The organism is Bacillus rhizoplanae (assembly GCF_917563915.1).
GTDB lineage: Bacteria > Bacillota > Bacilli > Bacillales > Bacillaceae_G > Bacillus_A > Bacillus_A rhizoplanae.
Map to the genome: position 1 here is coordinate 144,186 of NZ_CAKJTI010000008.1, position 16,275 is coordinate 160,460.

At 36.9% G+C, this 16,275-nt stretch carries 15 protein-coding genes; 2 read left to right on the plus strand and 13 right to left on the minus strand.

The window, feature by feature from the left end:
• Nucleotides 1–328: 328 nt before the first annotated feature.
• From hemY to LRP84_RS10660, 9 genes are all read right to left on the minus strand, one after another.
• Nucleotides 329–1,750 (minus strand): protoporphyrinogen oxidase, encoded by a 1,422-nt coding sequence (gene hemY / locus LRP84_RS10620; protein ID WP_230575048.1) that lies wholly within the window; start codon nt 1,748–1,750, stop codon nt 329–331.
• Nucleotides 1,751–1,772: 22 nt separating this feature from the next.
• Nucleotides 1,773–2,708, minus strand: a complete 936-nt coding sequence (hemH, locus tag LRP84_RS10625; protein ID WP_230575049.1) for a ferrochelatase — start codon at nt 2,706–2,708, stop codon at nt 1,773–1,775.
• 13 nt (nt 2,709–2,721) lie between these two features.
• On the minus strand, nt 2,722–3,768 hold the full coding sequence (gene hemE, locus LRP84_RS10630) for a uroporphyrinogen decarboxylase (RefSeq protein ID WP_230575050.1): 1,047 nt from the start codon (nt 3,766–3,768) through the stop codon (nt 2,722–2,724).
• 181 nt (nt 3,769–3,949) lie between these two features.
• Entirely contained in the window at nt 3,950–6,052 is a 2,103-nt protein-coding gene (locus LRP84_RS10635; RefSeq protein WP_230575080.1) for a transglycosylase domain-containing protein, read from the minus strand.
• Nucleotides 6,053–6,265: 213 nt separating this feature from the next.
• Nucleotides 6,266–7,003, minus strand: coding sequence for an anti-sigma factor (locus LRP84_RS10640; protein WP_230575051.1), 738 nt, complete (start codon nt 7,001–7,003; stop codon nt 6,266–6,268).
• 10 nt (nt 7,004–7,013) lie between these two features.
• Nucleotides 7,014–7,556 (minus strand): RNA polymerase sigma factor, encoded by a 543-nt coding sequence (locus tag LRP84_RS10645; RefSeq protein ID WP_230575052.1) that lies wholly within the window; start codon nt 7,554–7,556, stop codon nt 7,014–7,016.
• A 174-nt stretch (nt 7,557–7,730) separates the two neighbouring features.
• Nucleotides 7,731–8,222 (minus strand): COG4315 family predicted lipoprotein, encoded by a 492-nt coding sequence (locus LRP84_RS10650; RefSeq protein WP_230575053.1) that lies wholly within the window; start codon nt 8,220–8,222, stop codon nt 7,731–7,733.
• A 123-nt stretch (nt 8,223–8,345) separates the two neighbouring features.
• Nucleotides 8,346–9,773 (minus strand): PH domain-containing protein, encoded by a 1,428-nt coding sequence (locus LRP84_RS10655; protein WP_230575081.1) that lies wholly within the window; start codon nt 9,771–9,773, stop codon nt 8,346–8,348.
• Nucleotides 9,766–10,242, minus strand: a complete 477-nt coding sequence (locus tag LRP84_RS10660) for a PH domain-containing protein (RefSeq protein WP_230575054.1) — start codon at nt 10,240–10,242, stop codon at nt 9,766–9,768. The genes LRP84_RS10655 and LRP84_RS10660 overlap by 8 nt, the downstream gene beginning before the upstream one ends.
• 291 nt (nt 10,243–10,533) lie before the next feature.
• On the opposite strand from LRP84_RS10660, the gene LRP84_RS10665 reads away from it, so the two are divergent.
• Nucleotides 10,534–12,003 (plus strand): RNA-guided endonuclease InsQ/TnpB family protein, encoded by a 1,470-nt coding sequence (locus LRP84_RS10665; protein ID WP_230575055.1) that lies wholly within the window; start codon nt 10,534–10,536, stop codon nt 12,001–12,003.
• 75 nt (nt 12,004–12,078) lie between these two features.
• Here LRP84_RS10665 and LRP84_RS10670 read toward each other — a convergent pair whose 3' ends face one another.
• The 3 genes from LRP84_RS10670 to LRP84_RS10680 all read right to left on the minus strand — a co-directional run bounded on the left by LRP84_RS10670 (nt 12,079) and on the right by LRP84_RS10680 (nt 14,861).
• The gene (locus tag LRP84_RS10670; protein WP_230575056.1) at nt 12,079–12,795 is read right to left on the minus strand and encodes an EcsC family protein; all 717 of its coding nucleotides are present in this window, start codon (nt 12,793–12,795) and stop codon (nt 12,079–12,081) included.
• A 100-nt stretch (nt 12,796–12,895) separates the two neighbouring features.
• Nucleotides 12,896–14,122 (minus strand): ABC transporter permease, encoded by a 1,227-nt coding sequence (locus tag LRP84_RS10675; RefSeq protein ID WP_230575057.1) that lies wholly within the window; start codon nt 14,120–14,122, stop codon nt 12,896–12,898.
• On the minus strand, nt 14,115–14,861 hold the full coding sequence (locus LRP84_RS10680) for an ABC transporter ATP-binding protein (protein WP_230575058.1): 747 nt from the start codon (nt 14,859–14,861) through the stop codon (nt 14,115–14,117). The genes LRP84_RS10675 and LRP84_RS10680 overlap by 8 nt, the downstream gene beginning before the upstream one ends.
• A gap of 553 nt (nt 14,862–15,414) precedes the next feature.
• Here LRP84_RS10680 and LRP84_RS10685 point away from each other — a divergent pair.
• A complete protein-coding gene (locus tag LRP84_RS10685; RefSeq protein WP_230575059.1) occupies nt 15,415–15,849 on the plus strand; it encodes an HIT family protein in 435 nt (144 codons plus the stop codon).
• A 107-nt stretch (nt 15,850–15,956) separates the two neighbouring features.
• Here LRP84_RS10685 and yhzF read toward each other — a convergent pair whose 3' ends face one another.
• Nucleotides 15,957–16,148, minus strand: coding sequence for a membrane protein YhzF (gene yhzF / locus LRP84_RS10690; protein ID WP_230575060.1), 192 nt, complete (start codon nt 16,146–16,148; stop codon nt 15,957–15,959).
• Between the last annotated feature and the right edge of the window lie 127 nt (nt 16,149–16,275).

Consider the following 16,275-nt stretch of genomic DNA (forward strand, 5'->3'; position numbering starts at 1 on the left):
GACCTTTTTCGATATGATCCAGTTCCAGTGGCTCGACTACCCGCATGTTGAACATTGTCAAAAGGTCTTTATCCCGCATTAACGGGCAGTAAGACCCCCACCTTAAGATTCAGAGAAAAGCGAAGAAAATAGGTGGGGAATCACTGCCCGTAAAAGCCCGATTGGTTCAACTAACCTTCTGGGAAAAAACGTTCCCAAAAGGAAGTTTCACTTTATATTCTGTCGAAGCGACGATATATCATAAATAACACCGATATATCGGCGGACACGTAAAAAAGGGGCTGACCCCTAAAAGGCACCTACGTGCCTTTTGGGTCAGCCCCTCCTACTATTGTGCCATTAACTCTTTTTGATTCGTTTGTTCTAAATAAGATAATACATATTTCACCGCTGCTTCGCCTTGATCAATACAATCTGGCAATCCAGCGCCAGCATAAGAGCTTCCCGCTAAATAAATGCCAGGTAATTCTTCATTCATGAACTGTTTTAAAGTTTCCATACGCTCTTTATGACCAACGGTATATTGAGGCATCGCATCTTTCCAGCGGCTGACAACAGCAAACTCTGGCTCAGCTGTTATATCCATTGTCTTTTGCAAATCTTCTAACACGACACGAACCATTTCTTCATCTGTCTGCTCCACAATTGCTTCATCACCAGGGCGCCCAACATAACAGCGCAAGAGCACTTTTCCTTCCGGCGTCGTATGCGGCCATTTTTTATGCGTCCATGTACATGCTGTAATCGTAAAATCACTATTACGAGAGACAAGAAATCCTGTTCCTTCAATATCGCGCTGAATCGCTTCTTTCGGGAACGCTAACGCAACATTCGCAACTGACGTAGATGGAATGTTGCGGAAAGAGCGGAACTGTTTATATTGAGAAAACATCGCTGGCAGCAATTTATGAGATGCAGCCATAACAACAGCATCTGCTTCTATTTCTTTGCCGTTGCTAAGCATAATGCTATAACCATCAGCAATTTTTGTGATTTTTTCAACACGCGTTCCTCTCATAACCGTTTCATCTTCTAACCGCTCTTCAATTGCATCTACAATGGATTGTAATCCTGTTTTCAACGTTAAAAAGATTCCTTTTGCCTTCGCGTCCTTTGGCTTTTTCGGTGCTAATGTACGCATACCGAGCGAAATACTACGATATTTTTGTTCTACTTGATAGAATTGCGGGAATGTCGCCATTAAACTCATCTGATCAATATCCCCAGCATAAATACCTGATAACAACGGCTCAATTAAATTTTCAACCACTTCATTTCCTAAACGCCGACGGAAAAATTGACCGAGTGACTGATCCGATATTGGCTTAGAACGAGGAATCACAAAATCAAAGCTTGCTCGCACCTTGCCGATAGGAGAAAACAACCCAGAAAATACAAATGGTTTAATTTGCGTTGGAATCCCCATCATCGAACCGCTTGGAATGCCATGCAAACGATTATTTACAAGGACAAACGATTTTCCTGTTGCATTGTTGACAAGTTCATCGCCAAGATTTAATTCCCGTGCTAACCGTGCTGCACTCTCTTTTCGCTCTAGGAACGAATCTGGACCACGTTCAATTGTAAATCCGTCTTTTCTGAGTGTTTGAATTTTCCCTCCGAGCCTACCTGACGCTTCAATAAGCATCGTATCAATCGGCAGCCCTTGTTCACGAATTTCTTTTTGTAAGTAATATGCTGTTGTTAAGCCGGAAATCCCGCCACCTATAATCACTACCTTCTTTTTCAAGTCTGCTTCCTCCTTCCTCGCTTTATGAAATTGCACTCCACTTTTTCATAACAACATCTGCTAAACAAGCAATAAATGCAGCACTTGCATTTGGCATTTCTGGACGATAATAATTTGCATTTATTTCTGCTGTTACAATTTTACATTCAATATCATTGTCATATAATACTTCTAAATGATCTGCAACAAATCCAACAGGTGCATATACAAATGAAGTGTATCCATATTTCTCATGCAATTCACGTGTTAAGTCCTGTACATCTGGTCCAATCCATGGATCTGGTGTATTACCGGCACTTTGCCAGCCCACTGCATAATTTTCCACTTCAGCTCCGCGCGCAATATAATCAGCCGTTTCACTTAATTGTTCTGGATACGGATCGCCAAGCGCAATGATTTTCTCCGGCAAACTATGCGCTGATACGATAAGAACAGCTTTTTCACGCTCATCCGCTGTCATTGTTTCATATGTTGCTTTTACTTGGTTAACCCAGTAATCGATAAATTTCGGTTCTTTATACCAACTGTCAATACCGTGAATTTGCAAGCCACCCAGCTTTTCTGCTTCTTCTTGCGCTCTTCCTACATAGGACTTTACGCTGAATGTAGAATAATGCGGTGCAAGAACAAGGGCAATTGCATCTTCAATTCCATCTTCGTGCATATTCTTCACAGCATCTTCAATAAACGGCTCAATATGTTTTAAACCGAGATACATTTTAAACTCTACTTCATCTTGTATTTCATTTAAATACGTTTCTAATTTTGTTGCTTGCTCAAGCGTAATCTTCGCTAGAGGAGAAATGCCACCGATTGCTCGGTAGCGTTCTGTTAGTTCTTGTAAACTTTCAGTACTTGGCTTTCTTCCTCTGCGAATATGTGTATAGTAACGTTCAATATCTTCTTCTTTATATGGCGTTCCATATGCCATCACAAGTAAACCGATTTTCTTTTTCATGCGGGCTTCTCCTTTACTTCGCCAACTGTTCTCTTGAATAGTCGTGTATGAATGCAGTCATACGTTTTAACGTCTCTGGATTCACCTCTGGGAATACACCATGCCCTAAGTTAAATACGTATCCCGGCTGTTTCATCCCTTGGTCTAAAATCGCTTTTACATGCGCCTCAATAACATCCCACGGTGCCAGTAAAATAGATGGATCTAGATTTCCTTGCACAGCCTTTTGAATACCGCGAGCACGCGCTTCTTCAATTGGCAGACGCCAGTCCAGACCAACAACATCAAGCGGCAGGTCATGCCATTCATTTGCTAAATGACTCGCTCCAACACCGTGCATAATAAGCGGTACATTCATAGGACGAAGCTCTGTGAAAATACGCTCCATTGCCGGTTTAATATATAAGCGGTAATCCGCAACATTTACTGTACCAACCCAAGAATCGAAAATTTGGATTGCTTTTGCACCAGCATTAATTTGCGCTTTTAAATACGTAATCGTCATATCTGCAAGCTTATCCATTAGCGCAAACCATGCTTTCGGCTCTGCATACATAAACGCTTTCGTTTTATGATAATTCCGAGACGGCCCGCCTTCAATCATATAACTTGCTAGCGTAAACGGTGCTCCTGAAAATCCGATTAGTGGAACATCAAGCATTTCCGTTGTTAATAAACGAATCGTATCCAATACATATGGAACATCATCTTCAGGATGAATTTCTCCTAATTTTTCTACATCTTGCAGCGATTGAATAGGATTATCAATAACAGGCCCAATTCCAGATTTAATCTCTACATCCACACCAATCGCTGGAAGCGGTGACATAATATCTTTATATAAAATAGCAGCGTCAACGTTATATTGATCAACAGGCAGCTTCGTTACGTAAGCACAAAGCTCTGGCTGATGTGTAATTTCAAACAAAGAATACTTTTCTTTAATCTTTCTGTATTCCGGCTGAGAACGACCCGCTTGGCGCATATACCATGCTGGTACATAATCAGTACGCTCTCCTCTGCATGCTTGTAAAAATGTTTCATTAATTTGTCGTACCAAAACCCTGTTCCCCCTTCTTTTCTAATGCAGCTAACGAACCCTATCTTTTTTTTCTTTCCTTAATATACAATCTGTAAAAACAAAATGTACAACATTATGTACGATGTTCATGAAATTGACACAAACATATGTCTAAATCCCTTCTTTTTTCGGAACATTTTCATTATAGCACAAGCTGAATTTACGGCTTAACCTCTTTTGTTTTTTCTCCTTCTCGATTCGTTTGCGGATTAAATGGTACAACATAAAAACGCGGTGTTTTAAAAACGTTCATAAACTTTACTTCATATTCGCCTTTTCCAGTTACTGTATCTATATGAGTTGCTTTCCCATTGTCTATTTTATAAATTCGATATTGAACTCTCTTATCAGAAAGTTGATTCCATGTTAGTTTTGCCGTAAACAAACCAAGCGGGGTAAACGTTAACTTAGCTTCTAAACCATCCACTTTACTTAAGCGAATCGGCATTCCAATTGTTTCAACACCGCGCGGCTGTGCAAATTTCTTTTCACCTTGTACATTTACTTTCGCTAAAATGGTTTTAAATAGGTTTGTTGGATAGGCACTGCTGCCACGCACATAATGTTTGTCATCGGTGCGGTCATACCCCATCCAAACAGTCCCAACTAAATCTGGTGTATAACCAACAAACCAAACATCTCTTGCTCCATTTTCTTGATTTGGCAAAGAGGTTGTTCCTGTTTTCCCGGCAAGTGCTCCTTTATATACACCATCTTGTGCAGTTCCTTCTTTCACAACACCTTCAAGCATTTTTGTCATATACCAAGCAGTTTGCTTAGAAAAAATTTTTATTTCTTTGCCTGTTGCTTGTCCAATGATTTCTCCGTGTCGATTCAACACCTTCTCAATTACATGCGGTTCAACGATTTTTCCACCCTCTACAAATGCACGATACATTTTCACAAGTTCAAATGGGGAAACTCCTTCTTTTAAACCGCCAAGCGCAGTACTAAGACCGTGTTCAGGAATATAGATATCTCCTTTTTCTAAGTATCGCATTCCTTCTTCCACTCCAATTTCATGCAGAAGAGATACAGCTGGGACATTTGCCGATTCTAATAGCGCATCATACATCGTTACTTCCTTCGAATATTGATTGTTGTAATTGCGCGGTTCATAGCCATCAAACGAACTTTGTTCATTTGTTAATAAAGAATACGGTGTATATTTTTTCGTTTCAAGTGCTGGTGCATATACGAGAAGCGGCTTTAATACAGATCCCGGCTGCCGCTTTGTGTAAATTCGATTTAACCCGCGTGCTATGTAATGCCTTCCTCCAACTGCGGCTCTTATCCCACCTGTTTTACTATCCATTAAGAGAACAGCACCTTGTATCTCATCGTCTTGCATTGGAAAATTACGGATATTTTGCAATTGTTCATACGCTACCTTTTGCATCTTGTCATCCATCGCAACAACAAATGTATATCCTCCGCGTAATACTTCTTGATGAGATAATCCATACGTACGAGCTGCTTCATCGACTACCATATCGATATATGGCATATAAGCAAGCTCCTGTTCATTTCGATTTGTATGAAGAGCAATCGTTTTTCCTTGATAACGAACTGTTTCTTCTGCCGATAAATATCCTTGCTTATGCATTAACGATAAAATTAAATCCCGGCGTTCCTTACTTTTTTCAGGATGCAAAAACGGAGAATAGCTATTCGGTGCCTTCGGAAGAGCCGCGAGCATCGCACCTTCTTCGACCGTTAACTGCTGTGCGTCTTTATTAAAATAAAATTTTGCAGCTGCTTGAATGCCATATGCCCCGTGCCCAAAATAAATATGATTTAAATACATTTCTAGAAGCTGCTGCTTCGTATATTTCTGCTCCAAGTGAAACGCAATTGCGACTTCCTTCATTTTGCGAAATAACGTTTTTTCATGTGATAAAAAGACATTTTTCACAAGCTGCTGTGTAATCGTACTCCCGCCTTCTACTTTCTCTCCAGCTAAAATATCTCTATAAAGCGCTCGTATAATAGAAGAAAAATCAACACCATGATGTTTATAAAAACGTGAATCTTCAACAGCTAAAAACGATTGTTGAACAAATGTTGGGATATCTTCAATATGTACCAATTCGCGATTTTCCACGTAAAGTTTCGTGATTTCTTTACCTTTCTGATCAACGATACGTGATGAAGAGTGAAATACAAGACGCTTTTCATCCATCATATAACCACCAGCAAATATAATCAGTTTATATAGAACAATTGCAAATATAAAAATTGAAACAAAGCCAATGAGAAACATCTTTGTATTCTTCACGCCTCACCCTTCTTTCCAAATGATGGTACGTTTATTATTTGAAAAAACATGCCCTTTATGTATCATCTTCGAAGGTTTTTAAAAGTCTTGGTATAGTGAAAAAAATAAAGTGAAACTTCCATCAGTGGGGGTTTTCTTCATGCCCCACTGATGAAAATTTCACTTTATAAGAAAATCGAATTCACTGTAACATATGTTTTATGTTCCGAGTACCTTTTTGCCAAGAGGTTTCGTACTATTCGAATCTGGTTCAAGTGTAATACCGATATTATCAAAGGACTGTGTTTGTGAAATTTCATATGTCAGAAGTCCTGAACCAGTTTCATCAGGTTTAAATATTCCAGCGTTTTTTCTTTCTCCATCTTTTAATAACCAAACTTGATACACTTCTGAATTTTTTACTTGTGGCAAATGATCAGCTTGTACAACTAATTTTTTCTTATTTCCTTGTTGTATAACAAACATATACCCCTTTGTATTTTCATGATTTTGATCGGTTGATACTAATGGACGAGTAGAAATTACTTCAATTGGATCATTGTTTAATTCATGTTTAGCTAAAGGTTGTATTTTTAATTGTGAATTTTCGATTGTTAATGCTACTGTAATCACTAACATTGTTACTAGTAATCCTGTTGCCAACGGTGTAAATTGTTTTTTTAATAAAGCCGTCCATTCTTTCAATTTCGCTGTTACTATGTTATCTCCATTCGTTTGTTCTTGTGCAAATATAAAATCAAACACTTCCGCTTTTAATGTTGCCGGTACTTCTTTCTCCTCAAAATCGAAATGCAGCGCTTCCCAAGCTGGCTGCATTGATTGATACTCAGCTTGACATTTCGGGCATGTCTTTAAATGTTCTTTAAACTTTTTTTGTTCTCTATCATCAAATGTATTCGTAACGTAAGATAATAAATGCTCACATTCTCTCTCCATACTATCCCCTCTATTCTAGATATTTTTTTAATTGCTTTAAAGATTGATGAAGACGACTTTTAATGGTTCCCAATGGCTCATCTTCCATTTTAGCAATCTCACTAAGGGAATAACCTTTCCAATATAGCAAGTCAATTAATCTTTTTTGAGACGTAGACAAATTCTGCTTTGCCTTTTGAATTTCAACACTGTGCAGCCTTTTCTCGATTTCATTCTTTGAATCTGCTATATGTATAGGTTTTTCAGCATCATCAAACTTCCTATACATAAGTTCTTTATTTTCTTTTCGGACATAATCAATACATATATTCCTCGTAATCGTAAGTATCCAATTTACGAAATCACCTTTTGAAGGATTATACATACTTTTAGTTGTCCAAAGTTTTAAGAACACTAATTGAACAACTTCTTTTGTTTTGTCTTCATTTCCCTGAAAAAATTTAAAAGTGAAACTATATGTCAGCTTAATATATCGTTCATATAGTTCTTCTAATGCGGGACGATAGTTCCTTTTTACTAATTGCATTAACTCATAATCATTTTTTTCTTTCATTCCCACCTGCACTCCCTGTTTTTTCATTCATTTCTGATAATTTGTAATTTATTTAATTATATAATTCAGGAAGAAAAATAGGAACCACCAACAACGTTGGTCGCTCCTTTTAACAGAACACTTATCCCGCTATTCGCGGGCAGTAAGACCCCCACTGATGGAAGTTTTACTTTATCACTGTTTAAATGTAGTTTCACTATTCAGCACAAACCATATATCTTTAACCCCTTGTCCATTTATATCTCCTTTTGATTTATCGTTGGCAAAATAGTAAAGGGGATATCCTTTATACGTTACTTGTTGTTCTTTCGTATCTTCTCTTGTTATCGTAGCAAAGTCTTTTTTATCAAATCCTTTTGGCACTTCAAAATCTTTTACAGCAAATGGCGGCCAAAGTTTTACACAGTCACCACTACAATTACTTACCTTAGCTGTGTCTTTTGCAAAATAATAGAGTGTCTTTCCGTTTGAATCTGCTAAGTATTTTCCAACCTTATCGTTCTCTAATAATTGTAAACTAGGAGATTCCTCTTTATTACTAGAAACTTCACTCACGTTTTCTCCACTCGTTTTCTTACTTTGAGCCCCTTCTTCCTTATCGCTATTACACGCTGTTAATAAAAAAATGCTCGCTAATATGGATACAACACATTGCCATGCTTTCATACTGACTCCTCCTTTAATTTTTTATTTATATTTAAGGTAACGATAGAAAAGTTTGATTGGTTTGATAAAAAATAAAAAAAAGATGCAAGCCTCTCCTTCGGCTTACATCTCTTTCTAACTCTATCAAATTTCTGCCTTCTTCTTATACCAACTATGCATCTTCTCTGCATCTTCTAATCTGGTATGTTTTAATTCATAATGCCGTCCTGCACCTGATGACGCAACCGCAAACATATACGTACACAATTGATCTTTACGCTGGAAGTAAGACTGACTTTTCTTCATCGATTGAATATGTCTTTTTCTCACTAGTCCTGTATATTTAGCAATGCCGCGATATACAATTGTGAGCTGATTAGGTTGCAGCGCGTATCCGCCTGTTGTAAATTTTCCATATCCAAGAGCTGTAAAAAGAATAAACAATGGAATTAGCACAAATAATCCCATATATTGTTTAAAATATATACTGACTCCAGCAATTGGTATTGCAAATATCATACAAATAATCCAACTATTAATGAGATAGCGACGCAGTGCAGCCTTTGGTAAATGTGTTACATGCTCCTCTATTTTGTATGGTAATTGCAAGTGCTCAAATAATTGTTGCACGTCCTTTTTTCTCATAAGGGGATGCAGCGTGACATTCATTTCATTTTTTCCAACGCTTTGAATCACTTCTACGTGCACCGAGCAATAACCAAACGGTTGTCGAAGCAGTGCTTCTTTAATCGTAATGGCTTGGATCCGGTGTAACTTTAACACAAGTTCCTTTTTCTCAAATAACCCTTGCGAAATGCGAATTTCATCTCCTCTTCGATAAACAGTAAAATTCGCATGTTTAAATGCATATGAAAGTGTTGAAATAACCCATGAAAATACAAGTAAAATAGCCGCCATATACATCCAGCCATATATATCACTATCTTCCACATACTTTTCGACTGTATGGATAAGATACTGCGGAAGATAATCTTTTAGCTCTTGCGCAAATATGAAAAGAAATGAAAATAACAAGCCAAACTGACCGGATGTAACAGATGCAAGGAGAATTTCTTTTACTGTTAGTTTATAAACAGCTGTATTTGTTTCATTCGTTTGTGCATGCTGTTCTTCTTCTAACTGATTTTCTATTTTCGCTTCTTCATTTAGAAGAGAAATTAAATGCTTTGCCTCGTCATTTGTAATCCCTGCTAAGCTTACCTCTGGTTCATGACCTCCACCAGCCGTTTCAATCTTTAATTTCGTTAAACCTAACAATTGATAGACAACATTGGAGCTTGTAGTGATTGTTTGCACACGCTCTTTATTTAAGTAGCTTTCTTTTTTCACAAATAATCCATGTTTAATATGTAGAGTATTATTTTCAATCCAATACACTTTGTAATACCATTCAATCATAGTAGAAAGGATGGTAAACGCGAAAATCCCAAATGGAATCAAATACCAAAATGGAAATTTACCTTTCGTACTAAAAAGAAGTAGAAATGTTGGCAGAAGATCTTTAATCTTTAATTCGAATAAAATGGTAATTGGATGTTGTCTCTTATACATCTTCATCACTTACCTTCGCCAGTTCAGAAATTTGGCGTTTTAATTGTTCTGCTTCTCTCATCGTTAAACCAGGAATACCATGCGTCATTGCAGCTGTAGATACTTTTAATTCTGTTAAGCCATACTTACGCATAATTGGACCTTGTTCAATCGTTATGTGCTGAATACGAATCATCGGTACAAGCACTCGCTCTACTGTAAACATCCCTTTTTGAATTTCTATTTCCTCTTCATTTAACTCATAACTATAATAGCGTTGACGTAAACTTGGGAGATACATATAACCGAGCGGCGCATACCCAAGAAGCGCGATTACAAGCGCACCAAATATCCAGCCTGTCCAATCAAATTTAATCATAAATATAAAATAAGCAATTGTAATAATAAGACCGACTCCAGATGTAATGAGCGAGCTAATTTGCCATACCCGTACCATGCTGGAATGAATTTGATTTTCTAATGGTTGCATCGTTTCACCTCTATTTTATAATCTAGCACATCTTTTTCTATGAATATATAAGTTAGCAAGCTGTATTAATCATATTAAAAACATAATTGGAAAACAAGCCATTTAAAGGGAATGTTTTCCTTTAAATGGCTACAAAAAAACTTTCGCATCTATCATACCTTTCGAGAGGACTCCCACCTCTAAACATATGTGAAGGTGATGAGATGAATCGAAAAAAATATTTTATGTTCAAAAAATAACAGAAACATACGTTCTTATTTTGTTATAATACCCTTAACAAGGAGGTGAAAAATGACAATGGAAAATCAAACAAATTATAAAGCTCTTCAGATTTGGATTAAAAAAGGGCATCGTATGTATTCTTATTTTCAAGAATCATGTCAAAATGCTAAGAATATGTACAACACGACAAACTTTTATATACGACAAGTGTATACAGGTCTGACACAAGATAAGGAGTTGCAACCTTTACAAAGAGAAGTTTTGGATACAATTGATAAAAACATTGGGAAGATGAATGATATGCAACTTCTTGCCTATCAAAAGAAATTAGAAAAAGAAAAATTGAAGCCAAAAGAAAAACAAAAAGAAGTAAAATGCAACTTATTTTCAGAACCAACTACAGAAAATCCTTATGTAGATTGTAATTTTCTGGATGCGTTGTTTAAGGTTATCGTTCAAAATGATTATCGTGCTTTGCCTACGCAATCTAGTCAATCAATCATGAAAAATGTATTCCAAAATTGGAAGTCTTTTTTTGCTAGTTTAAAAGATTATAAAAAGAATCCAAATAAATATACTGGAAGACCTAGAATTCCAAAATATATTCGTTCTTCTGAAAAAGAGATTCTGTATACAAATCAAGATTGTGTCATTAAAAATGATAAGTTTTTAAAGTTTCCAAAGACAAAATTGCAATTAAACATTGGGAAATTAGGGTTTACTGAAGGTAAATTGAAGCAAGTTCGTGTCATTCCAAAATACAATGAGTATGTAGTGGAATTGGTGGTAGATGTTCCTTTAGAACAACAATCCGTTGAAGAGAATGGGCGTTATATGAGTATTGATTTAGGTATTGATAATCTTGCAACCATTGTAACAAACACAGGTATGAAACCTGTACTTGTTAAGGGCAAACATGTCAAAAGCATAAATCAATATTACAATAAAATGAAGAGCCATTTTACAAGTGTTCTCAGGAAAGGTAAACAAACAAAGGAAGGACCTTTTACTTCTAAAAGAATAGAAAAACTTCATCAAAAGCGTTACCTGAAAATAAAGGACATCTTCCATAAAGCTAGTCACCATATTGTAAAACTAGCTCAAGAAGAGGAAGTTTGCAAAATCGTTATTGGTCAAAACAAAAGTTGGAAGCAAGAAACGAATATGGGAAAGAAAAATAACCAAACGTTTTGCCATATCTCGCATAGTGTATTGATTCAAATGATTACATACAAAGCAAATGCAGTAGGCATTCAAGTTATTGTAACCGAGGAATCTTACACATCAAAAGCAAGTTTTCTAGATCATGACTTTATTCCAACGTATGGAACAAATGACCAAAATGCAACGTTTTCAGGAAAACGAATGAAGCGTGGTATGTATCGTTCTGCAAAAGGAATCGAAATCAACGCAGACGTAAATGCTGCGGCTAATATTTTACGAAAAGTAGTCCCGAATGCATGGACAAACGGGATAGAGGGGTTAGGCGTGAAACAGCTCGCTAGTGTGTTAACTCCACTGACGTTAATCGTCCGTTAGGTCGAAACGTTAGAAACCCCCACTTCAAGCTTTGCTAAGTGGGGGAGTATTCATATAGATACGAAAGTTTCCATGTTATATCATCCCTTTTTGCTGCAAGAAGCGCAACCGATAACAGTTCATTGTCACTTCACCGAGCCGCTGTAAAAGTTGATAGTTCGCGTACGCCCCTACCGGCGCACCGATGATTGGTACAAGCTGCAACATCTTGGCTAAATCAATATAATCCCGGTATTCTTGCTGAAATTTCTCCCAATCAATATGATTTTCTATATTCGTATCCCACGTTTCAATAGCCTTCCATATTTCTTTCCGATGATCATCACTTGAGAAAGCGAGCTGGAATACGTGAAGAATGAATAACCGTTCTTCTTTTTTACTCGTATCATAGCCGTACAGCGTTGCCGCATCAAATAAAAATTTAATTTTAATGCTAAGCAAAAGCGGAAAGTCAGCAAGACCGAGCAAGAAACCTCCTGCTCCTGTCCCAGCTCCTTCCGCTGCTGCAACCCTCTTATACTCCTCCATTTTCTTTAGCACTTCTTCATCTCTTCTTTGCAGTGACCAATCCGTTTCTTTTAACTTCGGTTTGATGAAATTTGAACCAATGCTAATTCCTTGCACCATCGTTTTAATCGTCTCTGTTAGTATGTTTTGCACTTTTGTTGGAATGAATTGCTGCACTTTCGTTTGCATTGCTTTGGAAAAACGTGTCATTGCGGAAGAGTTTTTCACAATCTTTCTTTTCCACTGCTGCAATTCTAAGATGACCTTTTGTTCATATTCAGTCATACTTTTCTTCCTTTCAATATACGGTGAAACTTCCATTCATCAGATTTTTTCACCTATATTTTAAGTGCGGGATAAAATGAAACTTCCATAAGTAGGGGTTTTACTGCCCGTTAATGCGGGATAGGCGCTGTAAACGCTTTGCTCCGTATTGATATACAAATCCAACGCTAAATAACATATTTTCAAGAAATACAATTCCTGTCATCATCATATCCTTCGTTGCAACCGCAAATAGCACGGTGAAAATGACACCACCTACGCAAAGGATAGCACATAATAATGCGAGAAAATCCTTCATCTTCGCTTCCTCTGGGACAGGATATAAATCAAGCCATACCTTCAAACGATGATGCTTCCATAAGCTTAACAACTGATAGCCAATTAAATATAAAAACACGACACTGACAATAAGACGTGCATATAGAAATGGAACAAAGTATAAAATCAAGCTGCCAATTATAAGTAGACGAACATACAGCCCAAGATAATTTCCTGAACGTAAAAACGTACGAACAAATAAGAATAAATATGGTCGTTTTTCTGGTACGGTATTGAGAATAAAATCAAGCCATTTCCGGCGAGATACACGTTCCTTTAACGCTGGCACATCGACAAACATATTGGCAATGCGGTATAGCAATAACATTTTCTTTCCTTCTTCAGCAATTAAGTATTCCCAGTTCAGCGGTTTTCCTTTTACTTTTCGCTGCAAAAATACAAGATAAACCACCATTGCAAAAACGATTGCTCCCATATAAATGGCCGAAGCGCGCGCTACAAGGAAATACACAAAGAAAAAGTTAAGCACAAAACGGACCAACCAGTCAATGAGATGAATACGGTTATCCGTCATATAAGACTTTTCCCAAGTGACAAATAAATTCCAAGCTTTACTTAACACAATAGCGAACACAATTACTATGTATGTTGTTCCGGATTGTTTCATCTGCTGGAAATAGAGCGGGGCAATCGCCGCACTTGCCATCGCTACTATATACAGCTGGATGAGAAACGTAAATTGAAATGCTTTTGTGAAATATGCTTTTAATTTTTCTTCTACCGGCAGTAAATATACAAGATCCGCTTCTTTTAATAACGTTTGAATCGATCCTGCTGTTAATACAAGGCCTAATAGAACTGCTATAACAAATGCTGCTGGAAATGAAGGTGTTAATGTTTGTAACCATTGCTGATAATAATATGCACCCGCACCGATGATAAATACAAAAATAAATTTTAAATGATCATTAAATACATATTTACTATATGTACGAATCTCTTTTAAAAAATGACGAAATCGTTCTCTCCATAACTTTTTACTATTCATCAGCATCTTCTTCCTTCGTTAGTGCAATGTAAATATCATCAAGCGTTGCACCCGGCATGTTAAACTGCTGTTGCAGCTCTTCAAGTGTGCCCTGTGCACGAATTTCACCTTGATGCAAAATAATGAACGAATCACAATAACGCTCTGCTGTTGCTAAAATGTGTGTACTCATTAAAATGCCAGCACCGCTTTTCTTCATTTGATCCATCATTTGCAAAAGCGATTGAATGGCTAACGGGTCTAATCCAATAAACGGTTCATCCACAATATAGAGAGAAGGTTGTACTAAAAAAGCGCTCATAATCATTACTTTTTGTTTCATCCCTTTTGAAAAATGGGATGGAAACCACTTTAAACGATTTTTCATGCGAAACTCTTTTAACAGTTTTCCTACACGTTCTTCATATTCTTTTTCCTCAACGCCATATGCCATTGCCGTTAACTTTAAATGCTCTTCTAATGTTAACTCTTCATATAACACAGGTGTTTCTGGAATAAATGAGAAGCTAGAGCGATATGCTGTCATATCCTCTTTTAATGTCTTACCGTTAATCATAATGTGACCTTGTTTCGGCTCCATCAATCCGATAATGTGCTTAATTGTTGTACTCTTGCCTGCACCATTTAAACCAATTAAACCGACAAGTTCTCCTTTCTTAACGGAGAATGAAATATTTTGCAATACAGGCCGTTTTGTATATCCACCTGTGACATTTTCCACTCGCAATAATTGTTCCATATGACACCACTTTCTTCTTTATGTATGTGTAATCATCTTACCAAAAAATTAAAGCTCCTACATAGTACGGAACTTTTATAAAAAGAAAAAATTTCCTTTACATAACTTTTACAAAAGCGGACATCATAATTAGTGAGGAAGGAACACATTGAAAAAGCAACCATAAAAGTGATGAACACAGCATAGCGAAATCATCATGAAATGGGGTGTCTATAATGGACAAAGTGAGTGAGTTTACACGGAGCAGATAATTGTTTAATTTTAGAAACGGGGTGTCTCGAGGAGAGTAGATGCTGTTTTATAAAATAAACAAGTCATTTCAGAAGGATTGCAACATCATTTCATTGTAAATGGGGTGTCGACGGCAGAGTAGATGTCGAATTACCACGCATTTCCTAATAAATGAGGTGTCTGTTAAAGGTAGATTAAACGAAAACGCTTTTTCAACCCTTCTTCAGAAGGCAGGAAGCTTAATTAGCTTCCTGCTTTTCGTGTTTTTTCTACTATGTAATTATGGTAAAATACGGCTAAGACCACTGAAAGGATGAGGAATATGAATCATACAGCAGATAATTGTATTTTTTGTAAAATTATTGAAGGGCAAATTCCTTGCGCAAAAGTATATGAAGATGAGCATGTACTCGCTTTTCTAGATATTAGCCAAGTTACAAAAGGACATACACTCGTAATTCCAAAAGCACATAAACAAGATGTATTTGCGTTAACATCAGAAATTGCTGCACACATTTTCTCTGTCGTTCCAAAAATTTCGAACGCTATTAAAACCGAGTACAATCCAGTTGGCTTTAACTTATTAAATAATAACGGAGAAAAAGCAGGCCAAACTGTCTTTCACTTCCATCTTCATTTAATTCCACGCTACGGCGGAAAAGACGGATTTGGCGCTGTGTGGAAATCTCATCAAGGTGATTACACAATGGAAGAGTTACACAACATTGCAAACACAATTGCAACTAGTGTAAAGTAGTATAACACTTTCATCGGGACTGATGAGTTGAAAAGTTCAGATTTTGCAGATAATCTTTCTTATATAACATATTAAAACAGGCTAACCGTTTCATCTGAATAGATAACCTATTGTAGTATGTACAATAAAATTGTACATACCATACATATCCCGCCAATGAAAGCGAACCTAACAGCTTGTTGTTTCACCAAAAGTATTGGCGGATACGATCTTTTCTGTTTTAAAATAAAAAGTAATTGCATTGCTCGTACAAGAAAGAAAAGACTGACAATAAAACAAATTGTTGTAATCCATTTCACTTTTCTCCCCCCTTGTCTTATGCATATGCACGTTTTTACACATCATGAGTATAACGATAAAGTAAAACTTCCATCAGCGGATGCTTTTCCCGCTGATGGTTGGTTGAATCAATTAAGGAGGTCCTTT